This window comes from Algoriphagus lutimaris (assembly GCF_017051705.1).
Classification (GTDB): domain Bacteria; phylum Bacteroidota; class Bacteroidia; order Cytophagales; family Cyclobacteriaceae; genus Algoriphagus; species Algoriphagus lutimaris.
Genome location: NZ_JAFIDJ010000004.1, coordinates 1 through 25,913 on the forward strand (window position 1 = coordinate 1; position 25,913 = coordinate 25,913).

Sequence of the window (25,913 nt, forward strand, 5' to 3'; positions counted from 1 at the left end):
TAAAAGAAGCCGTAAAAACCTCAGACATCGCGGATGCAGCTTTTGCTTTCGTTTCCGGAATGCTCAATAAATCAACTGGAAACATGATCAATGTGGACGGTGGATTGGCTCCAGCTTTCCCTAGATAGAGAACAATGAGTACCCAAACCCAACATAACCCAGAACACTATGCTTGTCGACAAATCGGAAAGAATCCTTACGGATTCAAGGACCCCTAAGTATTTACAAGTAGTGAATTTGATCCTCGATGAAATTGAAAAAGGAAAACTAAACATCGGGGATCGAATTCCTTCTATTAATGAAACTAGTTTTGACTTCTTACTCTCCCGAGATACTGTAGAGAAAGCTTATAATGAGCTAAAGGACCGCGGTATCATCACATCGGTGAGAGGCAAGGGCTTCTATGTCAGTTCAACGAATGTTGAGAACAAACTAAAAGTGCTCCTTTTGTTCAACAAATTAAGCTCTTACAAGAAAATCATCTACTATTCCATCATAGAGACTCTAGGAGATAATGCTACGGTTGATATGCATATTCACCATTATAATGTGAACCTGCTGGAAGATTTGCTGCATCAAAGCATGGGGAAATACAATTATTATGTTGTAGCCCCCCATTTCTTTGACAAAGAAACACACCCTGTGACTGGATACGAGCTTTTAAAGAAAATCCCAAAGGATAAGATGTTGATCATGGATAGAGCTGTAAAAGGTCATGAAAACGAATTCCCAGGGATTTTTCAGGATTTTGCAAAAGACATTTTCGCTGCACTAGAATCTGGGCTAAGCCATTTAAGGAAGTATAAAAGAATGATCTTGGTGTTTCCAAAAGGGGATATGTATCCAGTAGAAATTGTGGATGGCTTTAAGCGTTTTTGCTTCTTCCATGATTTTGAAAACCTGATCTTGGACGGGATTGATGATGAGCCACTTTATGAGGGTGATCTATTCTTGGTTTTGGCAGAGTCAGATTTGGTGAATATAATCAAGAAGTCCAGAGAACAAGGTTTGAATCTGGGACAGGATGTTGGTTTGATTTCATACAACGAAACTCCTTTGAAAGAAATTTTAGACAAAGGAATATCAACGATATCTACTGATTTCATCCATATGGGAAGGTCTATCGCCAACCAAATTTTAGGTACAGAAGATCGAATACCTATCAAAAATCCTTTTAGACTTATCGTCAGAAAATCACTCTAACAATTATTCAATTTAATGGGTCTTGAACATTCATGAATAAAATTTTAGTAACCGCTATTTTCGATATTGGGAAAACCAATAAAAAATTCTTTCTATTTGATCAAGACTTAGAAGTAGTTTATCAAACTTACCACCGACTGGAGCCAGGGGTAGACGAAGATGGTTTCCAGTCTGAACCATTAGACGAGCTGAAAAGCTGGATGATTGATACATTCAACAAAGCTCGACAAATGGAAGATTTTGAAATTACACGAATTAATTTCACAAGTTATGGAGCTACCCTAGTTCATACGAATGAAAATGGGCAGCCTGTAACTCCTTTATATGATTATTTAAAACCATTCCCCGAGGAACTACTAGATCGGTTTTACAGAGAACAAGGAGGCAAAATGGAATTTTGTACTACCACCGCCTCCCCTCCTTTGGCCATGCTGAATTCAGGTCTCCAGCTTTATTTCCTCAAGAATGAAAAGCCTGAACAATTCAAAAAAATCAAACATACGTTTCATTTACCTCAGTACCTGAGCTCCATCTTTACAGGGAAATTTGTTTCAGATTTTACCAGCATTGGATGTCATACGGGTCTTTGGGATTTTAAAAAACAAGCGTATCATAAATGGTTGACAGAAAATGGGGTTTTGGATTTGTTGCTACCTGCAATGAATAGCTCCTCTATTTTCAAAACATTACCAGAATTTGGAGAAATTCCCTCTGGCATAGGAGTTCATGATTCTTCCTCAGCACTTCTACCCTATTTGAAAAGGGAAAATGAGCCATTTATGCTTTTATCTACAGGAACTTGGGCGATTAGCATTAACCCATTCAACAAAAGCCCATTGACTGAATCGGAATTATTGAAAGATTGTCTTCAGTTCATTGGGATTACAGGTGATCCTATCAAAATCAGTCGATTATTTATCGGTGAAGAGCATAAATACCAGGTCGAAAAGATGTATGAGTTCTTTCAAAAACCAATGGGAACGTATAAAAAATTGCCTTTTGAAGAAGAACGATTTAATCAGGTTAAACTTAAACCCAATCGGGTTCGGTTTCACTACTTAAAGCCAGAGACCTATGGATTAACTCAGGCCGAATCCATGAATTTTGAGGAATTCGAGGATTTTGAAGACGCTTATTATAGCTTTATTCACGAGTTGACGGACCTCCAGATTGCAGCACTTAAATTAGTATGGGCTAATTCATCTGTCTCAAGAATGTTTATAGATGGAGGATTTAATGCCAATGAAATATTCGTAGGAATGTTAAGAAAAAAATTACCTGAATTGGAAATCCTGACCAGTGACTTTGCACTTGGCACCGCCTTAGGAGCAGCTTTACTTGTTCAGCCAGATTTCAAACCACCGGTAATTTAATTCTTCCCAAACCTTAAAAATACTCCTAACTTCATTCTTTACGATTCTTAAATTCCAAAATTGTTTGAATCTATTAATAAAATCCATGGAAGTTGCCCTTTTTATACCTTGTTACATTGACCAGTTTTATCCCCATGTAGGAAAGGCTACTTTAGAGCTATTGGAGAAATTAGGATGCAATGTCACCTACCCTATGGATCAAACTTGTTGCGGGCAGCCTATGGCCAACTCTGGATTTGAGAGGGATACCGAAGGTACAACGAGGCAGTTTTTAGAGACCTTTAAAGGATTTGATTACATCGTGGCCCCTTCTGGAAGCTGTGTGCTACATATCAAAGAACACCAACCAAAAATGGATGACTTAAGTGAAGTTCAAAAGGAGGTTCAATCCAAAATTTTTGAATTAAGTGAGTTTCTCACGGATGTATTGAAAGTTGGTACCATCAAAGGATCTTTCCCCCACCGAATAGGTTTTCATTCCTCTTGCCATGGGCAAAGAGGATTAAGGTTAAGTTCCTCCTCAGAATTGAATGAAACTCCATTTAGCAAAGCAATGGACCTATTTGCAGGAATTGAAGATCTGGAAGTAGTCAATCTTACCAGAAAAGATGAATGCTGTGGTTTTGGAGGAACTTTTGCCGTCTCCGAAGAAGCATTGTCCGTTCAAATGGGAAAAGACAGGCTTTCGGATCATTTGGAGCATCAAGTAGAAATCATCTGCGGAGGAGACACTTCTTGTTTGATGCATTTACAAGGAATCGCAGAAAGAACCAATAAACCTGTCAAGTTTATGCACTTGGCAGAAATTTTAAATCAAGCCATCTCATGAGCCATCCAAGTCAAGCCGCAAATTTCTTGAAGGACGAAAAAAGAGCCCATTGGCATGATGAAACTCTTTGGTTTGTCCGTGAGAAAAGAGATCTCGCAAGCAAAAATATCCCTGAATGGGAGGAGCTTAGAAACCTTGCTTCCGGGATCAAAAACCATGTTTTGTCCAAGTTAGATGTCTATTTGGAAGAACTGGAAGAAAAAGCTACTGCCAATGGCATCAAAGTTCATTGGGCTAAAGACGCTAAAGAACACAATGAGATTGTTTTGAGCATTTTGAAGGAAAAAAAATGCAAGGCAATCGTCAAAAGTAAATCCATATTAACCGAGGAATGCCACCTCAACCCCTTCTTGGAACAGCATGGAGTAGAAGTGGTGGATACCGACCTTGGAGAACGGATTGTTCAGTTTTTAAATCAACCTCCAAGCCATATTGTACTCCCGGCCATTCACTTAAAAAAGGGGGATATCTCTGAAATTTTCCATGAAAAACTCCATACACAGAAAGGAAATGAGGATCCTGTATATTTAACTCATGCAGCCAGGCAACATTTAAGAGACAAGTTTATGGCCGCTAAAGTGGCTGTCACCGGAGTTAATTTTGCCATTCCTGAAACTGGCGAGTTTGTAGTCTGTACCAATGAAGGAAATGCAGACATGGGAGTGCATTTAGCAGATGTGCATATTGCCTGTATGGGCATCGAAAAAATCATTCCACGAAGGGCCGATTTAGGTATTTTCTTGAGATTATTAGCCAGATCTGCTACTGGACAATCGATCACCAATTATAATTCTCACTTTAGAAGCCCGGCCCCAGGCAAGGAAATCCATTTGATCTTAGTGGATAATGGTAGAACCAATCAATTAGCCAGAGAGAAATTTAAAAACTCCTTAAAATGCATCCGTTGCGGTGCCTGTATGAATACCTGCCCTATTTATAGAAGAAGTGGGGGGTATAGTTACGGCAGTACTGTACCCGGTCCGATAGGTTCCATTCTTTCACCGGGAATTGATGTGAAAAAATACAGTACATTACCCTTTGCCTCCACCTTATGTGGTAGCTGTTCGGATGTCTGCCCAGTGAAAATCAACATTCATGAGCAATTGTATGAATGGAGGCAAGAGATCACCAAAGCACAGGGTTGGACTGCCAAAGGGATGTCCATGAAGATGGCCAATGGCATATTCAAAAGCCCATTGGCTTATAAAATATCAGGAAAACTCCTTCGATCAACTTTGAAAACACTTCCAAATTCGGTGATTTATAATCCCCTGAATACTTGGGGTAAAAACAGGGATTTACCTGCAGTCCCAAAGGAATCTTTTAAAGAATGGTATCAAAAAAACAGATCATGAGCAGCAAAGAATTGATACTATCCAGCATTAAAAAACTTTCGCAAGAAGAGCAGCCACTTCCTGCTGTCCCTTCATTTGATGAATCAGAAAATACGTTAGAGACTTTTCAGCAATCCGTAAAAAACAACAAAGGGACCATCATCTCCGAGTTGGAATTGGTGGATTTAGTTAATTCAGGAGCCTATCCAAAAGTCTATTCAGGCTCTAGATTAATACCTGATTTAAAAACTTTTGAGCTACCTGAAAAAGGTACAGATTTAAATGATTTGGATCTTGCAATTATTGATGGCCAACTGGGCGTTGCTGAAAATGCAGCAATTTGGCTGGAAGATGAAAACTTAGGATTGAGAGCGGTTCCATTTATCACCCAGCACTTAGTCATCGTATTGGAAAAATCTAAATTGGTGGGAAACATGCATGAGGCCTACTCTCTCATTGGATCACACTACTCAGGTTTCGGAGTATTTATCGCGGGGCCTTCCAAAACTGCTGATATTGAACAATCGCTGGTAATCGGTGCACATGGAGCAAAAAGCCTAAGGGTCGTTTTGGTCTAGATTAGGAGTTTTCTACAATGGTTCGAAAAGTCAGATTTATTCTTGCTTGAGATATCTTTTTGGTAGGTGGCAAACGATGAAGCCAATTGCTCTGCGTTTCACCTTTCATCACCAATAGGCTGCCATGCTCCAGCATCATCTCTACCTTTTGCTTGGTATCTTTGTGTTTGAAGGCAAACTTTCTTTCTGCCCCCAAACTCAGTGAACCGATCGCTCCATTTCTTTTTAAATCCTTTTCTCCATCACTGTGCCAAGCCATTCCTTCTGCTCCGTTATGATAGAGATTTAACAGACAGGAATTGAAAGTCTCTCCTGTTTCCTCCTCCACTTTATTTTTCAATTCCAATAATTCTTTTGTCCAAGGCAAAGCGGTCTTGGTACTATTGGAGTAGGTGTATTCGAATGGATTTTCTGCATACCAGGCTACTTTTCTTTTTGTAATGATCTTCTTACCAAAGATGATAGCCTCGTCATTCCTCCATTCAATCTCATTTAGTAAAGTCTGAAAACACCGATCTGCCTCTTGTTTATTCAATAACTTCCCATAATAATTGACCGTACCTCCTTCTGGAAGAAGATTCTTAGTTGGATCAAAATCTAAATCAAACAAACTCATTATTCTATCAATTGAACTTACCTTATTTTCTTACGGGCAAAATAAAACCCCTGACTTTAAAAAATCAGGGGTTTTTCAATTTTTAATTTCTAGAATGTATTGCAATCCTATTACCTTCAGAATCACTAAATACTCCCATGTAGCCAATGTCTGGAGCGATCATTCTTTTTGGTATCTGAACCTTTCCTCCAGCTGCCTCTACTTTTCCTAATTCGATATCACAATCCTCTGAGGAAAAATAAATCAGTGGACCAGCTAAATCGCTAATGGCGTAAAACTCCTTATGAAACACCAAACTGCCACCAGCTCCTTTTTCCATATCCTCCCATGGAAACCAGGCCATTTGAAAATCGCCCATGACTTGCTTATTCAACTTACAATCAAAAACTTTTTCATAAAATGAAATGGCTCTATCCATATCTGCAACAGGTATTTCAAACCAACCAACAGTTACATTTTTCATAGGAATTGGATCTAGAATTAAAGATATCTTACACTCTTGTCAATTTAATAGGATAGGTCTTACCAGCATTCCATTGGCATACATAGATATTTTCATCCTGATCAATGCATACATCATGACAATGCTTGAAAATGGGTTGAGACTGAACCATCAATTGTAATTTACCATCCCGGTATTCAGGTGCGGTACCTCCTGGATTTGAAACAACCTGATTATTTTTATTGAGAATGGTCACAAAACCTGAATCTGGAGTTTGCTCCAAATACCTCAACCTTGACCAACACACACCAGCATAGAGATTATCGCCATGTATCACAGGTCTACAAACAAAGGCCCCAGGCAAAAAAATAGTCTCTAGGTATTCTCCATCTAGACTGAATCTCTTAAATGAATTATGACCTCTTGAAGTACAAAGAAGTGTAGGCGTCTTCCCTCCGCGTTGGTCAACTGTTATTCCGTGGGCAGTACTGAACTGAGAATCTCCAGAACCTGGGCCACCAAATTTTCTTTTAAAAATCCCATCCTTATCGTATTGAAGAAAATATTGGGAGCCATAGCCATCTGCAATGTACAGATCTCCATTGGGGCCGATGGTCGTTTCCGTAGGCACCCAAGACATCTTTTCGGTATAAATCTCTTCTTTCACTGGGGAGACAATCTCACTGACCACCGTTCCATCCAAAGTGGTTTTGACCACTCTCCCTCCATTGTCACAAATCCATAAATATTCTGCATCTCCCTCATCCACTAAAGTCAATCCATGAGCCCGATCTAAGCCCAAGGTCCAAGTTTTTAAAAGCTTGCCGGTTTGATCATAAATGATCACATTATTTTTTGCTTCATCAGTCAACATGATCATTCTACCTTTTCGGTCCATGACCATCTCGTGGCAATTCACCACAGGCACTTTAGAGGGGTCTAACATGCCCCATTTTGCATCTACTTTATATTGAAAATCACCATGTCCGATAATTTCATCTGTATTGAATCCGAAAGAAAATGAAGGGGCAATACCCATGGCCAGTCCCGCAAGGGAGGTTTGTTTGACAAAGTCTCTTCGACTTGTTTTCATAGTTTTAGATTATTGTTTATTAATTAGAATCCGCATAAAGCCGAACATTCTTCGTAATTTACGAGAATCAATACATTAAACCCATATGAAAAAGCTTATTTACTCTATTGCCTTGATATTTTTTGGTTTCTTACCGCTTTCATCAAGCTATTCTCAGGAAATAGCCATTCAACTCTACTCCCTTCGAAACGAGATGAAGGAAGACCCGGTCAAATACCATCAATTAATCTCTGAATGGGGGATTGAAAACCTTGAAGGTGGTGGCAATTATGGAATGACAGACTTGGAATATGAGAAATTATTGGAGGACAATAATTTAAAGTTCATTGGGGTAGGTGCAGACTATAACCAACTAACTAAATCTTTAACACCAATTATACAGGAAGCTAAAAGATTTGGAGCAAAATACGTGACTTGCTACTGGATCCCTCATGCAGAAGGACCGATCACCTTGGACGAAATTAAAGTGGCTACTGCACTTTTTAACCAGACGGGTAAAGAATTGAAAAAAGAAGGACTGGTATTTTTATACCACCCACATGGTTATGAATTTGTGCCCAACCCAGAAGGAAAAGGAGTCATAATGGATTATATGTTGAAAAATGCGAAAAATTTTGACTTCAACATGGATGTTTATTGGGTGAAAATGGGAGGAGGAGATCCATTGAAAATCATGAAAAATTACAAAGGAAAATTCCCCATGCTACATTTGAAAGACCGTAAAATAGGAACTCCTGGATCTAATGATGGTCATGGAGATGTAGAAACCAATGTGGTGCTTGGAACAGGGGATGTAGATATAGCCGGAATCATTAAAGAGGCCAAGAAACAGGGCACCGAATATCTGACGATCGAGGATGAAAGCAGCAGGTCGGTGAGTCAGATCCCTTTGAGTATTGCTTTTATTAAATCACAATTAGAAAAATAAACAGATGGGATGTCCAAACCAGAAATACTTAAAAAACGAAGATTGAAACAATCCATCAAAAGCAAGGTTAATTTTCATCATTAATTATACATCAATTTTAAATCCAAAATCAATAACATGAACAACAAGTCCTATTTCTTAGCAATGATCTTATTTCTTTGCCTAGCATTTACCACCCAGTCTTTCGCTCAATTACAAGCCCCGGCTCCAAGTCCTGCAGCCCATGTTTCCCAAGTTGTAGGGTTTACAAAGATCAGTATTGAATACTCCTCCCCTGCAGTCAAAGGGAGAAAAGTTTTTGGAGACTTAGAAAAATTCGGAGTTACCTGGAGAGCTGGTGCCAATGGCCCTACCATTATCGAGTTTAGCACTCCGGTCAGTGTGGGAGGAAAAACCCTAAACGCTGGAAAATATTCATTATTTATTACTCCTATGGAATCTGGAGAATGGACAGTTCATTTGAATCCAAAAGCAAATGCGGTGTTCGCCTATATGAAGGATGGCAAAATTGATGAAGCGGCAGTAGCTGCTGATGATGCAGTTGCTTTAAAGGTTAAAACCATGACTACTCCTATGCCTCATGAAAGAATGATGTTTATGATTTCTGCGGAGGACAATAAAGTAGCAAGCATTCATTTTGTTTGGGATCAAACCATGTTTGCCTTCCCTGTAGACACCCAAGTAGACCAAAAAATAGAGGGCTTTAAAGGGGTTTTTTAATTTCAAAAAGCTTTCTTGACCTTTGAGGCTTAAGCCTCAAAGGTCTTTTCTTTTTTAATTAGTGATCGCTTGGGAACGATGCCCCAATTTTTCATTCTGACCTTGATCTGCCCCAAGAAGCTCCGAAGATTAAATTTCTATTTCCTAGTAGCCTTAATTGCTACTTTTTTTTGTCCTATTGAATTTTCACCACTGAAATTCAAGGTATATTTGAAATAGATACCCCCTAGTACAGGACAGGATTTCTCGTAGATTAACTACCTAGCAATACAATTTCCTTTAAAACCTAAAAAGTACCCAATTGACATTTTTAGCTTGTTTAACCTCTGAATTCTGGCTAAACTTATAATGGATGAATACACAATAATGAGAAAAATTAATTCTTTAGCTCCAGTGCTGGCAACAGCAATTGGACTTTTAGCTTTTAGCTGTACACCTGATCAAAAAATTGAAGTAAAAAAGGATAGTCACATCATGATGGTCGGAAATAACCTCGGCTCTAGAATGATGAATTTTGGCTATTTCGAAACAGAACTTTATAAAAGGTTCCCTGACAATCAACTCATCATTCGGAATATGTCAGACCCAGGCGATACCCCTGGATTCAGACCCAGATCCGCCACTAATGATCCTTGGGCTTTCCCAGGAGCTGAAGATTTTCAAGATGAATATGCCACGCCATCAGGAAGTATAGGCTTTTTTGAGAAACCTGATGAATGGCTGACCCGACTAAAAGCAGATGTAATCATCGGTTTTTTTGGTTACAATGAAAGCTTCCATGGAGAGGCTGGCTTAGAGAATTACAAAGCAGAACTGGACGCTTTTATTCGCCATACCCTTGCACAAACATATAATGACAGTACGGCTCCACAATTGGCGATCGTCTCCCCAATTGCTTTCGAGGACTTATCTGACCAATTAGATGTCCCTGATGGAAAAGAAGAAAATAAAAATTTATCGCTTTATTCCGAAGCCATGGAAGAAGTGGTAGCAAAGCATGAAAACGTGATATTCGTGGATGCTTTTGGACCCAGTGAGAAGTGGTATGCCTTGGAAAATGACCCTCTGACTATTGATGGCTCTCAATTGAACGACAAAGGTTACCGCTTGTTTTCTGAATTTTTAGCCGATGAAATTTTCGGTGGAAACCCAAAAGTTCCGGAGCATGAAGAGTTGATCCATGAAGCTGTCATGGAGAAAAATTGGATCTGGCACAATGATTATAAAATTCCAAACGGAGTACATGTTTTCGGTCGTAGATATGATCCATTCGGACCTGACAATTACCCATTTGAATTGGAAAAAATCCGTCAAATGACAGCAATTCGGGATACAGCCATTTGGATGGCTACCAAAGGGGAAAAGAAAGATTTGGCAGCAGCGGATGCATTGACCAGATCACTTCCAGAGGTGAAAACAAATTACAACCCTGATGCTAATGGAGACTTGGAATACAAATACGGAGAAGATGCGCTAAAAACGATTTCAGTTCCTAATGGGTATAAAATCGAATTATTTGCCTCAGAAGAAGAATTCCCTGAATTGGCCAATCCCGTGCAAATGTCTTTTGACAATAAGGGAAGACTTTGGGTAGCCGTAATGCCAAGTTACCCTCATTACAAGCCAGGTGACTCTAAACCAAATGATAAACTGCTGATATTTGAAGATACGGACAAAGACGGTAAAGCAGATGAAGTGAAAGTTTTTGCAGACGGATTATCTATTCCTGTTGGTTTTGAAATAGCACCTGAAGGAGTATATGTTTCTCAAGCACCAAATTTGGTTTTATTGAAAGATACAGATGGAGACGATAAAGCAGATGCAAAGGAAATCCTTCTAAGCGGATTTGATGACCACGATACCCACCATGCGATCTCTGCATTTACAACCGACGAAAGTGGGGCCATTCATATGGCAGAAGGTGTATTCTTACATACCAACGTAGAAACTTCCTATGGGCCTGTAAGAGGAACGAATGGAGGATTTTATCGGTATGAGCCCAAACGACATAAGTTGGAGCGAGTAAACCAAGTGAGTATTCCAAACCCTTGGGGGATTGCTTTTGATGAATGGGGACAGAACTTCTACGCGGAAACCTCAGGACCAAATGTTAACTGGATGCTTCCTGGCTCCGTGTATCCACGTTATGGAAACGCCAATTTCAAAGGCCCAAATTTGATTGAGCAGAAACACATGGTTCGTCCTACTTCAGGATTGGAGTTCATTTATAGCCGACATTTCCCAGAAGAAATGCAAGGAGACTTGATTATCAATAACACCATTGGTTTCTTGGGGACCAAGCAACATAAAGTACATGAAGACACGGTAGGGTTTACTACCAATTGGGCACAGGATTTAATCACCTCTACAGACGGAAACTTTAGGCCTGTAGATATGGAAATTGCACCTGATGGCTCATTGTATGTGGTAGATTGGCACAATATCCTAATTGGTCATATGCAGCACAATGCAAGGGATCCATTCCGTGACCATGTACATGGAAGAGTTTACAGAGTAACCTACCCTTCCCGACCTTTAGTAGAACCAGCAAAAATCGATGGAGCTAGCATTCCTGAATTATTAGAAAATTTAAAGCTTCCAGAATACAGGACTCGATATAGAACCAGAAGAGAGTTGAGAGGAAGAGATGTGGATGAAGTATATGAAGCAGTAAGTAAGTGGCTTGCTGAACTGGACCCTTCCGATCCAAGATATGAACACCATAGACTAGAAGCACTTTGGGTAACCTGGGGAATTAATAAAATCAACCAAGACTTATTAAGACAACTCTTAAAATCTGATGATTACCGAGTAAGGGCTGCCTCGGTAAGAGCATTAAGATATACAGGACACCAGGTAAAAGACCAGCCGGAATTATTAATGGCCGCAGTCAAAGATCCCCATGGTAGAGTAAGAATGGAAGCCATCGCGGCTGCTTCCTGGCTACCAAAAGAAATTGGTGTTCCGGTTTTAGCCGAGGCAGAGAAACAAGAAAAAGATAATACTTGGATTCCTAGAACCTTGGAAACTGCCATCGCACATATAAATGGGCTATCAGTATCTGAGAAAAAAGAAGAGGACATCAAATCATCTCTTACCGGATCTGACAGGGAATTATTCGTCTTGGGTAAAGAAATATATGCAAGGGAAGGATTCTGTCAAACTTGTCACCAAGAAAACGGCAGGGGTTTATCCGCATCCCAATTCCCTCCTTTGGCAGGAACGCCATGGGTTACTGGAAATGAGGAAAGATTAATCAAAATTGTCTTAAAAGGACTGCTGGGTCCAATCACCGTACTGGGTAAAGATTATCCTGGACAGGTTCCGATGACCCCTTTTGAAGGCATGTTGGATGATTCAGAAGTGGCTGCAGTTCTGACCTATGTAAGAAATTCCTTTGGCAACCAAGCTTCTCCCATATCTCCTGAATTAGTCAAAAAGGTAAGAGAAGAAATCAAGGATTATGAAGGTTTCTATAAGCCTTCAGAATTATTGCAAATGCATCCTTTGGAAAAGTAATCCAGAAGTCAGTGTTCAGTCCCGAAAGTTTTCGGGAACAGTGATCAGTTGAGTTTTAAATGATATCTGTCGCCCTGAGCTCCTGCCTGATGGTAGGCAGGGAGTGGAAAGGTACTTCGCCCCACTCGGACTGATACTTGTAGCAAAAAAATAAGTCGTCAAAGCGAAGTTAGGAAGGAAGCCGCGGCAATCTCGATATTTATACTAGTTCCCGGTCGGCTGTTATCGGTCGTCTGTGGACTTTACTAACCCCATAACTAATGAACCCAATCAAACATACGCTTTTCATGCTGTTAGCAACAATTCCAATGACTGTTGGGGCTCAAGAAATGACAGTCAAATTTCAAAAGCAGGTAATTGCCTTTGAAAGCACGGAATCGGTGGGTGTATTTGATGTAAATAATGATGGGGTTTTGGATTTAGTATCAGGTAGCTTTTGGTACAAAGGCCCTGAATTTATCGATCGATCCCTGATCGGGCAGGTGAAACGCTACGGGGAATATTATGAGGATTTTTCCACGATTCCCATGGATGTCAATGAGGATGGGAAAATGGATTTTGTAACGGGAGGATGGTTTGAAGGAACTTTGATCTGGAAAGAAAATCCTGGAAATGGGTCTGAATGGCCTGTTCATGAAATTGCCAAAACCGGTAATATCGAAACCACAAGGGGTTGGGATATCGATGGAGATGGTGTGTTGGAAATCTTCCCAAATACGCCCAGAAAACCGCTCGCTTTTTTTAAGAAAACCGGTCCTGATCAATTTGAAAAATATCCTGTTACGGACATGCACGGTCATGGATTGGGCCTAGGAGACATCAATGGAGATGGAAGGAAAGATTTGGTGATTTCAGAAGGATGGTTGGAAGCCCCAAGGGATCTCAAATCTGGAGAATGGATTTTACATGAAGACTTCAATTTAGGAGATGCAAGTATTCCTATGATCATTGCTGATGTGAATGGAGATGGATTACAAGATATCATCGTAGGACAAGCGCATACCTTTGGCTTGTTTTGGTTGGAGCAACAAAATACAGGAAATACCCTCAATTTTGTCAAGCATCAAATCGATCCATTTCAGTCCCAATACCATACCATGGAATGGGTAGACATAGATAATGATGGACAAAATGAACTAGTCACAGGAAAACGTCATCGAGCACATAATGGCAAAGACCCAGGAGGCAAGGATTATGTGGGATTATACTATTTCAAATGGAACGGAGAGTCTTTCAGCAAAACCATCATAAGCTATGGACCAGCAGGTGAAGGCAAAGGAAGTGGCCTGTATTTTTCAGTAGCAGACCTCAATAAGGATGGCTGGAAGGATATTGCTGTGGCGGGAAAAGATGGATTGGTGGTATTCCATAATTTGGGAAATGGGAAAAATTAAGGAGAAAATTCAAACCCAGTCATTCAATAAAGTCTCAATTAACCTCGCCTTCAAACTAATTTAAAATATTATAAAACTAATATTAAACATCATAAAAAATCATAGTTAATCTAGATTAATAAATACAATAACTTAAAATATTTAAATTTATTTTTGTTATATTGATATTTATTCTTTTAACACTTAAACATTTTTAACTATGAAAAATTTTTCAATAATTTTCTCTTGCTTATTTCTTTTAATCGTTTCAGGGTGTGAAATGTCCAATGAGGAAGGCCTTACGTCTGACCCTACGATGATGAAGAGTACCAACATTTTAAACACCGTTGATTTTGATGGAAACATCAAACAGGTTCCGATTCAACCTACCTCTCAAAGTAAAAAAGCATCTGGCATACAATCCAGAAGAGCTGAGGTGATGGTCAATGGACATATGGAGTATTTTGCAAATGATTCAGAAAACACCTGGAAAAAATCATTAAATGCCTCTGGTAACGCCACTTCCGGAAAAGGCCAGGTAGAAATCAAATCCAATTTCTGGGGTGATGTCCATGGTACAGTGTTATGCACCTATGCTGAAGGCAACGAAGTAGTAGTGGCTATGTTCATAACTGACTCAAAAGAAGACTTAAATGCATGGTACCAAGATAACACGGTCGTATGGTTCCGTCTTACCGATAATGGAGAAGGAAACGGTGCTACTCCAGACCAACATTACAACACCATTTGGTATTATCCAGGAGCTTTTGACACCATTGAAGATGCCCAGGATGTTATTGCAAATAACTTTACCTGCCAAGATCTATTTGGCTATGGCTGGGGAACTCCAGTAGATATTAAAGAAGGTAATTTCCAAATCAAATAAACTGATCCATTTCAATTGGAAGTAATTAAAAAAAGGTGCAGACTTTTCTGTACCTTTTTTTATACCCTAACCAAAGGACACTTTTTTGATCAGATGATTACATATTCAAACTTTTCAGCATTCTTAAGATGATCCATATAAGCCTACTTTCTATTATTTACCTTTTCTCTGTCCAGCTCCTTGGCCAAACTACTTCTGTTTCAAAACCACAAGTATTAACCAGTACCGACGTTGGTGACACCGAACCAGATGACAATCAGAGCTTGACACATCTCCTGATGTATTCAGATCTTTTTACCTGAAAGGATTGGACTCTTCTCCTTCTTAAAGAAATGGGAGTACTAAAGAAATCATTAGGATGATCAATCGTGATCAAAGAGACTTACCTCAATTGAAAAAACATAAACAAGGGTTTGCAGAACCAGCGTATCTAAGATCTATTATTATGCCGGGGATACAATATTTAAAGGAAGAAATGAAGTTCTTTCCGATTGGGCGGAGCGGTGGAGTTGGTTGAAATAAAATAGCAAGCGCAATTGTAAATAAATTGCACTTGCTATCTGTTGAATCAAGGGTTGGTAGAGAAAATCGAACCGTTGGCAATTAAAGCACGACGGTTCATTTTTAGAATATCTCTTACCCACTCCGCAAAATCTTCCGGCTGAAGTACTTTATCCGGATTCCCATCGGTCAATCCAGCTTGAATACTCATATCCGAAGCAATAGTACTTGGAGTCAATGTAATTACTCGGATATTTTGTTTTCTCCACTCAGCCATCATGGATTGCGAAAGAGAAATCACAGCCGCTTTTGAAGCCGCATAAGCAGACATATGCGCTCCACCTTTCAGCCCTGCAGTAGAGGCAACATTGACAATATCCCCCTCCTCTTTTTCTTTTAGGTATGGATATACGGCCATTGCTGCATAATATACTCCAAACAAATTTGTCTGGATTACCTGTTGCCAGTCCTCTGAGGACATTTCTTCCAAGGTTCCGATTTTACCGATCCCGGCATTGTTGATCAAAATATCCACCCCACCTAGCTCAGTTACCAAGGCATCGATTCCTTTCTTTACTTCAGCTTCACTGGACACATCAAAAGCAGCAAAAGCAGCTTTAACTCCAAAAGCCTTCACCTCTTCTGCAACAGTTTTTAATTTCCCCTCATTTCGGCCAGTAATGCCAATATTTACTCCTTCCTGTGCCAATTGCAAGGCTATGGCTTTACCTAGTCCACGACTTCCTCCCGTGATGATGGCTGTTTTACCTTTTAATGAAATCATATCTCTAAAATTTATACAAAATGAAAAATCAAAATTGATCTATAAAACCCTAAGTTTTCAAAGTCAGTTTCATCAGTTGAGTTTTTTTCCCAAAGACACAAAAAATCCATTTAGGTAAACTGTGTCTAGTATTAGGATATAGTTTTCTTCAGGATAGGCTTTGAACAAATTTTAGGCGCTATACTCACCCCTACTAATTCTTTGTAATCAGAAGGGGTATTTTTTAACTTAGCTCTTAAAAGGATTTCCCTATGACTAAAAATAATCAATGGAAAGAAGCCTTTAGCTTACTCAATGAAATAATTGCCAAGACTGAGTTGTTAGAAACCGTCAAATGGGGTATGCCTGTATTTACTATCAATGGTAAAAATGTGGTTGGTTATACTGGTTTTAAAACTCACTTTGGACTTTGGTTTTATAATGGTGTTTTTCTTTCAGATCCCTATCAAGTTTTGATCAATGCCCAGGAAGGTAAAACCAAAGCCATGCGTCAATGGCGGTTTGAATCCATAGAAGAAATTGATGAACCTAAAATCCTGGAATACCTGCAGGAGGCGATTCAAAATGAAAAAGAAGGAACGTCTTGGAAAGCCGAAAAAGGTGATGAAGTAGAGATCCCTGTACTTTTGAAAGAAAAACTTCAGTCTAATGTGGACTTAAAAGCATCATTTGAAAGGCTGACTCCCTTTAAACAAAAAGAGTATATCGAGTATATCACGGAAGCTAAAAGGGAAGCTACAAAAATGAATCGTTTGGAAAAGATCATCCCTATGATCATGGAAGGCAAAGGCTTAAATGACAAGTATCGATAGAATCCAATCAAATTTTGGTTTAGATTTTACACAGCCATCAAAAATAATGGCGGGATCAACCTATTTTTCATAGTTTTATTCCATGAATTCATCAACTCTTATTTCAAGGATTTCTATTTTCTTTTTTTGTTATATTTTAGTCATTCTATCGGCCTTTTCGCAAGACAAAAAGCCAAATATCATCCTGATCATGGCAGATGATCTGGGAGTAGAAACCATTAATTCTTACGGAGGAACCTCCTACTCCACTCCCTTTATCGATGCCATGGCGGCGCAAGGAGCAAAATTCGAATATGCCTTTGCCCAGCCATTATGCACTCCTTCTAGAGTCCAATTGATGACTGGTCAATACAATGTCAGAAACTATACAGTCTTTGGTCAACTCGACCGAAGTCAGACCACTTTTGCCAATTTGTTGAAAGAAGCAGGATATAAAACTGCGATCGCAGGAAAATGGCAGTTGGGAAAAGAGCAGGATTCTCCTCAGCATTTTGGTTTTGACGAATCATGTCTTTGGCAGCATATGCTGGGAGCAACCAACAAGGACGGGTATGACACGCGTTACTCCAACCCTGTTTTGGAAATCAATGGAGTACCCAAACACTTTGATGGAGGTCAATTTTCCACAGACATCACTAGTGACTTCCTGATTGACTTTATCGAAAAGAATCAGGATCAGCCCTTTTTCGCTTATTATCCCATGATCATTACCCATTGTCCTTTTGTGCCTACTCCAGATTCCAAAGATTGGGACCCTACTAGTCCCGGCTCTCCAACTTATAAAGGAGATCCTCAATATTTTGGAGACATGGTGGCATATATGGATAAAATCGTAGGTAAAATCATTACCAAAGTAGATGAATTGGGACTTAGTGAAGACACCATCATCATTTTCACAGGAGACAACGGAACGGACCAACCCGTAGTTTCCATGTATAGAGGAAAGGAATATCCTGGTGGCAAAAAATACACCACCGAAAATGGGACTCATGTTCCTTTAGTTGTCAAATGGAACAATCATATCAAACCGGGAACCCAAAGTGATGACTTAATCGACTTTAGTGATTTTCTTCCAACCCTAATGGAGGTTGCTGGAATCAAGATTCCAAAAGAAATTCCAGTAGACGGTGTCAGCTTCTTACCTCAATTATTGGGGAAAAAGGGTAAATCGAGAGATTGGGTTTATAGTTGGTATAGCCGAAATGGAGATATAGAAAACCTCAAAGAATTTGCCTTCGACAAAGAATTCAAACTTTACGGAACAGGGGAGTTTTACAACCTCCAAGAGGATTGGCTAGAAGAGACTCCGCTGATCTATAAAGATCTGGACAAAGAAGGAAAGAAAGCATTTAAAACACTCAACAAAGCTTTGGATAAATACGAGAACATTCGATAAACCCTTAGGCTCTGTTGACTTTCGAAACTAATCTATTTTGGCTTTGACATAAGCACTTGATTTCTTTTCCAATTGTTTCCTCATTTTCTTCAGAGTTCGCTGATGAACAGGGTCGGCGGCGAGATTATTTATCTCCATCGGGTCCACCGAAAGATCATATAATTCTTCGTGCGCTGGATCATTGAGATATCGGAAATATTTCCAACGGTCGGTACGGATCGCTTCACTCGGAGCGATGATGGCCACTTGCCATAGATGCTCAAAAAGGAAGTCTTTTCTTCCTTTCAATTGTGTAGATCTCAGGCTTACCCCTTGCCATAATTTAGGAGCTTTAATTCCGGCATAATCCAAAATTGTCGCGGGAACATCAATATTCAACGCATATTCAGATTTCCGAATACCCCCTTCTTCTCTTGGGTCAAATACAATCAATGGTACCCGAAGAGAATTATCATACATAAGCCATTTACCTGCAAGCTGCCTTTCTCCTAGAAAATAACCATTGTCTCCCATCAGGATAATCACAGTATTTTCAGCCAATCCTTTTTCCTCCAGCGTTTTTCTGATTTTTCCGATTTCCGAATCGACCTGAGAGATCATACGAAAATACCCTTTGACCGAATGTTGGTATTTTTCCGGTGTATCATATCTCCAATACCAGCGAGTTCGGTTTTCGCCACTTCGAACATATTCTGGTTGCTCAAGAAAATACTTATCACCACCAAGTTCAGGATCTGGAATTGTGATGTTTTGGTACATGGTATCGAATTCTTCAGACCAGAAATATTGCAATGGAGCGGGATCATGAGCATGGGGAGCAGAGAAGCTCAAAGAAAGCATAAAGGGCTGATCAGCAGGAGCTTCCTGAATAAAATCAATGGCTTGCTGACTGGTGTATCGAGTCAAGTGAACCGTATCCTGTCCGATGGTTTTATAAAAATAGCCTCTTCGATCTTTGAAATTCCCATTTCGATCATAACTTTCTCCTTTGTCAAATAAGGTTGAAAAACCAGGGTAACTCACACCAAACTTTCCATAAAAACCAGTGTGATATCCAGCTTCTCTTAATTTGACAGGATAAGATTGGTCCATGTACGGCTGCTTGATATCTCCTTGCCCAAAGGTATACCCATGAGTTCTTTCATAAAGCCCTGTCAAGAGGCTTGCCCGACTTGCCGCACAAATCGGGGTAGTGACAAATGCATTTTCAAAATATACTCCCTCCGCTGCCAGTCGATCCATTTCCGGAGTTTGGATAATTTCATTTCCGGCAAACCCCAAGGCATCCCATCGCTGATCATCCGTGAGAATGAAAATGATGTTAGGTTTGTCTTGTTGGGCAAAGAGTGGCAAAGCAAAAAGCAAAACAATAAAGAGAAGTGAAAAGTACTTTTTCATAGAAAGAATTTGATGGGTTTATCTGCAAGAAAAGGACATTTTATTTTTAACTATCCTGCTCGAACCTATTCCTGGAGACAAATAAATATCTCTCTTGTTCGCAATCATCCAATTGGCTAACTTAATTCAACACAAATTGACCTATAAAGTAAATCCAGCAAATGAAGGACTTTTTTATTAGCTATACTCGAAAAGATGCCGATTGGGCCATTTGGATCAGTAAAATCCTGGAGGAGGCAAACTATAGTACTGTTTTGCAAGCCAAAGACTTTCGTCCAGGATCTAACTTTGTGTTTGAAATGCTCAAAGCTGCTGAGGCCAATAAAACTATTGCTGTTTATTCTACTAACTATTTCGCTTCCATTTTTACAATACCTGAGTGGGCCGCAGCCTTCCAATCTGATCCAACTGGCGAAAAGCGCATTTTCATTCCTATCAAAGTAAAGCCATGTGAGCCCCCTAAATTAGTAAAGGCACTAGTTTTTGTGGATTTGGTAGGAAAGGATCGAGAAACCTGCAAACAATTGATTTTGGATGCAGTGGCAAAAGAAAACCCTTTTGATTTAAGCAAAGCTGCTTTTCCGGGAAGTTCCTCTTACCAAGAGGAATTACTTTCTCCCAGTCTTTCAAATAAAGATACTGCTGAAAGATTACTTGAAATCCTGGATACCGCTTGGACTACATTTCAAGCCCAGGCAAAAATTCGAAATAAGCTAGCCCAAAAAATCAAGGATAGGATTCCTAGCAGCAAGCGCCTTCAATACGAGGAATTTTTTCATGAATACTTTGATGAGATGACAAAAGATGAATTGATTCTTCATCAAACTATCCGTTCCTATACCAAAAATGTACTCAAAGAATACAACCAATCCGCCTTAGACCTGATCAAAAAGCATCGTGAACTCATTAAGGAAATTCCGAGACTGAAAGAGCTAAAATCACATCTTGAATTATGGTTGGCAAAGTTTGACGGGATTTTTGAGCATACACCTTCCAGTTGCTTGATCTATGTGGGCGTAGAAGAGAAAAAGGGATTCCCTATCGGGATAGAGGATGAGTTAAGGGACTATTTGGGGGATAAATAAGAAGTTTGAAATAAGAAGGACGATTGACGAAGTGCGAGAACCGACAACCACTACAACGTTTCTAACTTAATAAAACGAGATTGCCACTCCGCCTGTGTCGGATCGCAATGACGGACTATAGTTCAATTCATAAAAAACCATTTCCTATAATCCCCAAATTCCAGTAGTTTAAGAGATAGATTATTCCAGTAATGAATTCAAAGTTTCTTAATCTTTTATCTATTCTACTAATTTTTTATTCCTGCACTCCTGATCTACCAGAGGAGGTGCAAACAGCTTATGAGGAATTGCCGGAAGCGTTAGATTTTAATATCCACGTAAAACCCATCTTATCTGATAAATGCTTTGCCTGTCATGGCCCGGATCTAGCCGCTCAAAAAGCTGGTTTAAGTCTTCATTCCCCAGAAATGGCTTTTGTAGACTTGCCCAATTCTCCGGGGAAAAAGGCGATTACTCCCGGAAGTCTCCGAAAGAGCGAACTCTTTCACCGGATTATTTCTGAGGAAGATGACTTTAAAATGCCATCGCTGGAATCCAATCTAACTTTGTCTGCAAAGGAAAAAGCAATCCTGATCAAGTGGATCGAAGATGGCGCAGAATACAAGGAACATTGGGCATTTATCAAACCTGAAAAATACGCCCCTCCAACAGTCAAAAATGAATCCTGGGCCAAAAATCCCATTGACTTATTTGTGCTGAGCAAACTGGAAGAGGAAGTACTCACTCCTTCCCAGGAAGCCGACAAGGAAACTCTGCTTCGAAGACTAAGTCTGGACCTAATTGGATTGCCTCCAAGTAGCAAGGAAATAGCATCCTTCCTCGCTGACAAGTCTGAAAATGCCTACGAAAAGCAGGTGGATCGTCTGCTCAACTCCGATCATTACGGGGAGAAAATGGCCATGCATTGGATGGACATCGCCCGATTTGCAGATACGCATGGCTACACGGTGGATCGCTATCGAGATGCTTCCCCTTACCGGGATTGGGTGATCAATGCTTTCAATTCCAACCTTCCCTACGATCAATTTATCACCGATCAACTGGCGGGGGACCTGCTGCCCAATCCTACCAAGGACCAATTGATTGCTACGGCTTTCAACCGCATTCATCCCCAAAATATGGAGGGAGGAATCGTCGAGGAGGAATTTCGGGTGGAATATGTAGTAGATCGAACCAGCACCATGGCAACCGCTTTTCTGGCTTTGACTGTGGGTTGCGCAAGATGTCATGATCATAAATACGATCCCATCACTCAGAAAAACTTCTACGAACTCAGCAGCTTTTTCAACCGGGTTGAAGAAGCAGGTCAGATTTCCTGGGACAATGCCATGCCTGTTCCCACCATGCTGCTGACGGATGACAAAAAAGATCAGATGCTGGATTACCTACTTTCCCTGCAAAACAAAGAAGAAGAATCGCTTGAGAAAGTAATTGAAGCCGAGGAAAAAGCCTTCACAGATTGGTTGAATTCCAAAGCTTATCAGCGAGACGCAAATCTGGAATTTCCAGCCAGTCAAATCGCTTATTATACCTTTGAATCATCGATTCAAAATAAGCTCAACCCTGCCCAGAAAGGCTCTATGGAGAGCAGTGAGGTAAAAAACCAACCTCCCAACTATGTGGATGGAGTTCGGGGAAAAGGAGTTAAACTGAATGGGGATATGTGGCTGGAACTCGGAGGTCCCGGCGCATTTTCGAAATCAGAACCTTATTCTGTCAGTATCTGGGTGAATATTCCCAAAACTCTGACCACAGGGGCGATTTTTCATAGCGGTTCGGGAGCGGTGCTTTACAACTGGCGGGGATATCATCTCAGCCTAAAAGACAACAAACTGGAAGTCTTGATGGCGCACTCTGCTCCTTACAATGCCATCACTAAGCTCAGCGAAAGCGATATTCCCAGAGATCAATGGATCAATCTGACCCTCACATACGATGGTTCGGCCAAGGCAAAAGGCCTGAATGTTTTCCTGAATGGAAAACCTTTCTCTACCATCACTACACACGACAATCTCTACAAGGATATTCTTCTTGCAGGAAACCAGCCGGGTTTGCAAGTAGGAGCCGTATGGAGAGGGAAAGGCATTAAAGGGGCGATTGCAGATGAAGTCAGTATTTATGATCAGGAACTTTCCCAACCTGAAATTCTTCAGATCTACAATCAAGATCAATACAAAGCTTTGCTTAGTAAGGCTCCGGAAAATTTGAGTTCCGATGAAAAGGTTCAACTCAAATCCTTTTATCTCAACAACCATTCTATTCCCTATCAGAAAAAGCTGAAATCCTTGATTGCTTCCAGAAAAGCCTATGCAGATTCGGTAGAAAACATTCCTGAAATGATGATCATGCAGGATATGGAAGAGCCAAGACCTACCTACATTTTGACTCGAGGAGAATACAATAATCATGGGGAGGAGGTTTTTCCAAATACCCCGGAAAGCGTTCTTCCTATGCCGGAGAACTTGCCCAAAAACAGATTGGGTTTGGCGCAATGGACCACTTCGCCAGAGAATCCGCTTACGGCTCGGGTGGCAGTGAATCGCTTTTGGCAGAATTACTTCGGAAGGGGGCTAGTTGCCACCTCAGCGGATTTTGGGAATCAGGGACAATTGCCCTCGCATCCGGAATTGTTGGATTGGCTGGCAAATAAGTTTCTGGAATCGGGATGGGATGTGAAAGCCATGCAACGCCTGATCGTCACTTCTGCTACCTACCGTCAAGCCTCCCTAATGAGCAAGGAATTGGAGGAGAAAGATCCAGACAATGTCTTATTGGCGAGAGGTCCTGCAGTTCGACTGCCCGGCGAATTGATCCGTGACAATGCACTTTTTGCCTCGGGTTTATTAAATCCAAAAATCGGAGGAAAAAGCGTCTTTCCATATCAGCCAGAGGGATTGTGGCGAGTAAATTCTGCCACTTACGTGCAGGACAAAGGAGAAAACCTCTACCGCAGAAGTTTGTATACCATCTGGAAGCGATCGGTGCACAACCCTACCCTATCCATGTTTGATGCACCGGATCATAGCGAGTCCATCAGCAAACGACAGGAAACCAATACGCCCCTGCAAGCACTGGCTTTGCTCAATGACCCAACATTTCTGGAGGCCTCAAAAGTCTTAGGAGAACAGATGGCCGAGTATTCAGGGATTTCAGAAGCCATTCAGGAAACTTTTCAAAAGCTCACCGGAAGAAAACCCCTGCCTGCTGAACTGGAAATCCTGCTGGAATTACGGGAAAGCGAGTTTCAAAAATTCACCGAAGACAACCAAAAACTAAAAGGCTGGCTGAGTGCCGGAGAATATGAAATCAACCCCAAACTGGATCCAACACAGGTCGCTGCCAACGCAGTGGTCGCCTCGGTAATTATCAATTCAGATGCTGCTATAACCAAACGATAACCATGAGTCTACACCACCACGACGCGCCTTTACGATCGACCAATGCAGATCTTCAGGAAATAGAAAAGAAGATGGACAGAAGGAGATTTCTGACGAAGACTTCTTTGGGAATAGGCTCCATGGCTTTGGGTTCCCTGATGGGAATGGAGAAAATCTTCGGGCAAAACACCCCTCCTATTCCGCTAGCAACCAATCCTTCCATGGGACTGGGACATTTACCGCATTTTGTACCCAAAGCCAAGCGGGTGATTTATCTCTTTCAAGCCGGCGGCCCCTCGCAACTGGATTTATACGATTACAAACCAAAACTTCGGGACCTGCATGGTCAGGAACTTCCCGATTCGGTGCGTGATGGTCAGCGCCTCACAGGCATGAGTGCCGATCAAAGTTCCTTTCCCATGACTTCCTCCGCATTTAATTTTAAGCAATACGGAGAAAGCCGGGCTTGGGTGAGTGAGCTGATGCCACACACGGCCGAGGTGGTGGATGAGCTTTGCTTTATCAAAAGCATGCAAACCAGCCAGATCAATCACGATCCTGCCATTACTTTTTTCCAGACGGGGCACCAACTTCCCGGCAGGCCTTCCATGGGTTCCTGGCTGAGCTATGGCTTGGGTTCGGATAATCAAAACCTCCCCGCATTTATCGTGATGATTTCCAAAGATGCCGTGCGGGATCAACCCCTGTATGCCAAGCTTTGGGGCAATGGTTTTCTTCCTTCCCAGCACCAGGGAATTCAGTTCCGCTCCGGGAAAGACCCCGTGCTCTATCTGGGAAATCCTGAAAACTACGATGGAAACGACCGCAGGGAAATGCTCGATTACCTCAAATCCCTCAATGAAGTACAGCTTGACACCTATGGAGATCCGGAAATCAATGCCCGCATCGCACAGTATGAGATGGCTTTCCGCATGCAAACTTCCGTGCCCGAGGTGACCGATCTATCCAAGGAACCGGACTGGGTGTATGAGCTATACGGAGAAGAAAGCCGAGATCCGGGCACTTATGCGGCCAACTGTCTGATGGCTAGAAAACTGATCGAGAACGATGTGAAATTCGTGCAACTCTATCATCAGGGATGGGATCATCATGGCAGCCTGCCGAATGGAATCAGAAACCAATGCCAAAAAACAGATCAGGCCACCGCTGCTTTGATCAAAGACCTCAAACAACGAGGCTTGCTCGAAGATACCTTGGTGATATGGGGCGGAGAATTCGGCAGAACCGTGTACTCTCAGGGCACCCTCTCACCGGATAATTATGGTCGGGACCATCATCCGAGATGCTTTACCAAATGGATGGCAGGAGCTGGAGTCAAACCTGGTTTTAGTTATGGGGAAACCGATGATTTCGGCTATAATGTGGTCAAAGACCCGGTAAGCGTGCACGATTTACAAGCCACTATGCTACACCTTTTCGGGATCGACCACGAGCGACTCACCTTCAAGCACCTGGGTAGAAGATACCGACTGACGGATGTGGAAGGGGAAGTGGTAAAAGGGATTTTGAGTTGATTAGATAGATTTTTCAGAAAATATACCCAGTAGTGGGTATTGTTGACTGATGATTTTTACTGAAATTGAGTATATTAAATATATGATCAGTTAATTTTTAGTTTCTGTTTTTTTAAGGAAGTCTATTCAGA

Annotated in this window: 20 protein-coding genes; 15 read left to right on the forward strand and 5 right to left on the reverse strand. The window is 40.9% G+C overall.

What is annotated here, in order from left to right:
• Positions 1–168: 168 nt before the first annotated feature.
• From JYB62_RS18515 to JYB62_RS18535, 5 genes are all read left to right on the forward strand, one after another.
• Positions 169–1,203: a GntR family transcriptional regulator gene (locus JYB62_RS18515; protein ID WP_205646894.1), complete on the forward strand. Its 1,035-nt coding sequence runs from the start codon at positions 169–171 to the stop codon at positions 1,201–1,203.
• A gap of 32 nt (positions 1,204–1,235) precedes the next feature.
• The gene (locus JYB62_RS18520) at positions 1,236–2,576 is read left to right on the forward strand and encodes an FGGY-family carbohydrate kinase (protein WP_205646895.1); all 1,341 of its coding nucleotides are present in this window, start codon (positions 1,236–1,238) and stop codon (positions 2,574–2,576) included.
• Positions 2,577–2,661: 85 nt separating this feature from the next.
• Positions 2,662–3,405: a (Fe-S)-binding protein gene (locus tag JYB62_RS18525; protein WP_205646896.1), complete on the forward strand. Its 744-nt coding sequence runs from the start codon at positions 2,662–2,664 to the stop codon at positions 3,403–3,405.
• Positions 3,402–4,760, forward strand: coding sequence for a lactate utilization protein B (locus tag JYB62_RS18530; RefSeq protein ID WP_205646897.1), 1,359 nt, complete (start codon positions 3,402–3,404; stop codon positions 4,758–4,760). The genes JYB62_RS18525 and JYB62_RS18530 overlap by 4 nt, the downstream gene beginning before the upstream one ends.
• Positions 4,757–5,317 carry a LutC/YkgG family protein gene (locus tag JYB62_RS18535; protein ID WP_205646898.1) on the forward strand — a complete coding sequence of 187 codons (561 nt, stop codon included), beginning with the start codon at positions 4,757–4,759 and terminating at the stop codon, positions 5,315–5,317. Before JYB62_RS18530 ends, JYB62_RS18535 begins: the two co-directional genes overlap by 4 nt.
• 1 nt (position 5,318) lies before the next feature.
• On the opposite strand, the gene JYB62_RS18540 is transcribed toward JYB62_RS18535, so the two are convergent.
• From JYB62_RS18540 to JYB62_RS18550, 3 genes are all read right to left on the reverse strand, one after another.
• Entirely contained in the window at positions 5,319–5,933 is a 615-nt protein-coding gene (locus JYB62_RS18540; protein WP_205646899.1) for an alpha-ketoglutarate-dependent dioxygenase AlkB family protein, read from the reverse strand.
• A gap of 82 nt (positions 5,934–6,015) precedes the next feature.
• The gene (locus tag JYB62_RS18545) at positions 6,016–6,396 is read right to left on the reverse strand and encodes a VOC family protein (RefSeq protein ID WP_205646900.1); all 381 of its coding nucleotides are present in this window, start codon (positions 6,394–6,396) and stop codon (positions 6,016–6,018) included.
• Between the two features lie 28 nt (positions 6,397–6,424).
• Entirely contained in the window at positions 6,425–7,468 is a 1,044-nt protein-coding gene (locus tag JYB62_RS18550) for a twin-arginine translocation signal domain-containing protein (RefSeq protein ID WP_205646901.1), read from the reverse strand.
• A gap of 85 nt (positions 7,469–7,553) precedes the next feature.
• Here JYB62_RS18550 and JYB62_RS18555 point away from each other — a divergent pair, with 85 nt between their 5' ends.
• The 5 genes from JYB62_RS18555 (at position 7,554) to JYB62_RS18575 (ending at position 14,894) form a co-directional block, all read left to right on the forward strand.
• On the forward strand, positions 7,554–8,396 hold the full coding sequence (locus tag JYB62_RS18555; RefSeq protein ID WP_205646902.1) for a sugar phosphate isomerase/epimerase family protein: 843 nt from the start codon (positions 7,554–7,556) through the stop codon (positions 8,394–8,396).
• 117 nt (positions 8,397–8,513) lie between these two features.
• Positions 8,514–9,116, forward strand: coding sequence for a DUF2911 domain-containing protein (locus JYB62_RS18560; RefSeq protein WP_205646903.1), 603 nt, complete (start codon positions 8,514–8,516; stop codon positions 9,114–9,116).
• Positions 9,117–9,482: 366 nt separating this feature from the next.
• Entirely contained in the window at positions 9,483–12,635 is a 3,153-nt protein-coding gene (locus tag JYB62_RS18565; protein ID WP_205646904.1) for a PVC-type heme-binding CxxCH protein, read from the forward strand.
• Positions 12,636–12,895: 260 nt separating this feature from the next.
• Positions 12,896–14,029 carry an FG-GAP repeat domain-containing protein gene (locus JYB62_RS18570; RefSeq protein ID WP_205646905.1) on the forward strand — a complete coding sequence of 378 codons (1,134 nt, stop codon included), beginning with the start codon at positions 12,896–12,898 and terminating at the stop codon, positions 14,027–14,029.
• Between the two features lie 199 nt (positions 14,030–14,228).
• Positions 14,229–14,894 carry a hypothetical protein gene (locus JYB62_RS18575; protein ID WP_205646906.1) on the forward strand — a complete coding sequence of 222 codons (666 nt, stop codon included), beginning with the start codon at positions 14,229–14,231 and terminating at the stop codon, positions 14,892–14,894.
• 568 nt (positions 14,895–15,462) lie between these two features.
• Here the strand turns inward: JYB62_RS18575 and JYB62_RS18580 are convergent.
• Positions 15,463–16,179, reverse strand: coding sequence for a 3-ketoacyl-ACP reductase (locus tag JYB62_RS18580; protein WP_205646907.1), 717 nt, complete (start codon positions 16,177–16,179; stop codon positions 15,463–15,465).
• Between the two features lie 251 nt (positions 16,180–16,430).
• Between JYB62_RS18580 and JYB62_RS18585 the strand changes: the two genes are divergently transcribed.
• Positions 16,431–16,991, forward strand: coding sequence for a YdeI/OmpD-associated family protein (locus JYB62_RS18585; protein WP_205646908.1), 561 nt, complete (start codon positions 16,431–16,433; stop codon positions 16,989–16,991).
• A gap of 82 nt (positions 16,992–17,073) precedes the next feature.
• On the forward strand, positions 17,074–18,387 hold the full coding sequence (locus tag JYB62_RS18590) for a sulfatase-like hydrolase/transferase (protein ID WP_205646909.1): 1,314 nt from the start codon (positions 17,074–17,076) through the stop codon (positions 18,385–18,387).
• A 27-nt stretch (positions 18,388–18,414) separates the two neighbouring features.
• Here the strand turns inward: JYB62_RS18590 and JYB62_RS18595 are convergent, their stop codons facing one another.
• The gene (locus tag JYB62_RS18595; protein WP_205646910.1) at positions 18,415–19,785 is read right to left on the reverse strand and encodes a sulfatase family protein; all 1,371 of its coding nucleotides are present in this window, start codon (positions 19,783–19,785) and stop codon (positions 18,415–18,417) included.
• Between the two features lie 161 nt (positions 19,786–19,946).
• On the opposite strand from JYB62_RS18595, the gene JYB62_RS18600 reads away from it, so the two are divergent.
• The 3 genes from JYB62_RS18600 to JYB62_RS18610 all read left to right on the forward strand — a co-directional run bounded on the left by JYB62_RS18600 (position 19,947) and on the right by JYB62_RS18610 (position 25,782).
• Positions 19,947–20,870, forward strand: coding sequence for a toll/interleukin-1 receptor domain-containing protein (locus JYB62_RS18600; RefSeq protein ID WP_205646911.1), 924 nt, complete (start codon positions 19,947–19,949; stop codon positions 20,868–20,870).
• Positions 20,871–21,061: 191 nt separating this feature from the next.
• Positions 21,062–24,268: a DUF1553 domain-containing protein gene (locus tag JYB62_RS18605; protein WP_205646912.1), complete on the forward strand. Its 3,207-nt coding sequence runs from the start codon at positions 21,062–21,064 to the stop codon at positions 24,266–24,268.
• A gap of 2 nt (positions 24,269–24,270) precedes the next feature.
• Complete coding sequence (locus tag JYB62_RS18610) at positions 24,271–25,782, forward strand: DUF1501 domain-containing protein (RefSeq protein WP_205646913.1); 1,512 nt, start codon at positions 24,271–24,273, stop codon at positions 25,780–25,782.
• The last annotated feature ends 131 nt before the right edge of the window (positions 25,783–25,913 follow it).

What these genes read in the sequence shown, in the direction of transcription:
- JYB62_RS18580 (WP_205646907.1), bottom strand. Translation starts at nt 16,179, where the DNA reads ATGATTTCATTAAAAGGTAAAACAGCCATCATCACGGGAGGAAGTCGT.
- JYB62_RS18600 (WP_205646911.1), top strand. Translation starts at nt 19,947, where the DNA reads ATGAAGGACTTTTTTATTAGCTATACTCGAAAAGATGCCGATTGGGCC.
- JYB62_RS18590 (WP_205646909.1), top strand. Translation starts at nt 17,074, where the DNA reads ATGAATTCATCAACTCTTATTTCAAGGATTTCTATTTTCTTTTTTTGT.
- JYB62_RS18540 (WP_205646899.1), bottom strand. Translation starts at nt 5,933, where the DNA reads ATGAGTTTGTTTGATTTAGATTTTGATCCAACTAAGAATCTTCTTCCA.
- JYB62_RS18570 (WP_205646905.1), top strand. Translation starts at nt 12,896, where the DNA reads ATGAACCCAATCAAACATACGCTTTTCATGCTGTTAGCAACAATTCCA.
- JYB62_RS18575 (WP_205646906.1), top strand. Translation starts at nt 14,229, where the DNA reads ATGAAAAATTTTTCAATAATTTTCTCTTGCTTATTTCTTTTAATCGTT.
- JYB62_RS18595 (WP_205646910.1), bottom strand. Translation starts at nt 19,785, where the DNA reads ATGAAAAAGTACTTTTCACTTCTCTTTATTGTTTTGCTTTTTGCTTTG.
- JYB62_RS18520 (WP_205646895.1), top strand. Translation starts at nt 1,236, where the DNA reads ATGAATAAAATTTTAGTAACCGCTATTTTCGATATTGGGAAAACCAAT.
- JYB62_RS18610 (WP_205646913.1), top strand. Translation starts at nt 24,271, where the DNA reads ATGAGTCTACACCACCACGACGCGCCTTTACGATCGACCAATGCAGAT.
- JYB62_RS18545 (WP_205646900.1), bottom strand. Translation starts at nt 6,396, where the DNA reads ATGAAAAATGTAACTGTTGGTTGGTTTGAAATACCTGTTGCAGATATG.
- JYB62_RS18525 (WP_205646896.1), top strand. Translation starts at nt 2,662, where the DNA reads ATGGAAGTTGCCCTTTTTATACCTTGTTACATTGACCAGTTTTATCCC.
- JYB62_RS18565 (WP_205646904.1), top strand. Translation starts at nt 9,483, where the DNA reads ATGAGAAAAATTAATTCTTTAGCTCCAGTGCTGGCAACAGCAATTGGA.
- JYB62_RS18555 (WP_205646902.1), top strand. Translation starts at nt 7,554, where the DNA reads ATGAAAAAGCTTATTTACTCTATTGCCTTGATATTTTTTGGTTTCTTA.
- JYB62_RS18585 (WP_205646908.1), top strand. Translation starts at nt 16,431, where the DNA reads ATGACTAAAAATAATCAATGGAAAGAAGCCTTTAGCTTACTCAATGAA.
- JYB62_RS18535 (WP_205646898.1), top strand. Translation starts at nt 4,757, where the DNA reads ATGAGCAGCAAAGAATTGATACTATCCAGCATTAAAAAACTTTCGCAA.
- JYB62_RS18560 (WP_205646903.1), top strand. Translation starts at nt 8,514, where the DNA reads ATGAACAACAAGTCCTATTTCTTAGCAATGATCTTATTTCTTTGCCTA.
- JYB62_RS18550 (WP_205646901.1), bottom strand. Translation starts at nt 7,468, where the DNA reads ATGAAAACAAGTCGAAGAGACTTTGTCAAACAAACCTCCCTTGCGGGA.
- JYB62_RS18530 (WP_205646897.1), top strand. Translation starts at nt 3,402, where the DNA reads ATGAGCCATCCAAGTCAAGCCGCAAATTTCTTGAAGGACGAAAAAAGA.
- JYB62_RS18605 (WP_205646912.1), top strand. Translation starts at nt 21,062, where the DNA reads ATGAATTCAAAGTTTCTTAATCTTTTATCTATTCTACTAATTTTTTAT.
- JYB62_RS18515 (WP_205646894.1), top strand. Translation starts at nt 169, where the DNA reads ATGCTTGTCGACAAATCGGAAAGAATCCTTACGGATTCAAGGACCCCT.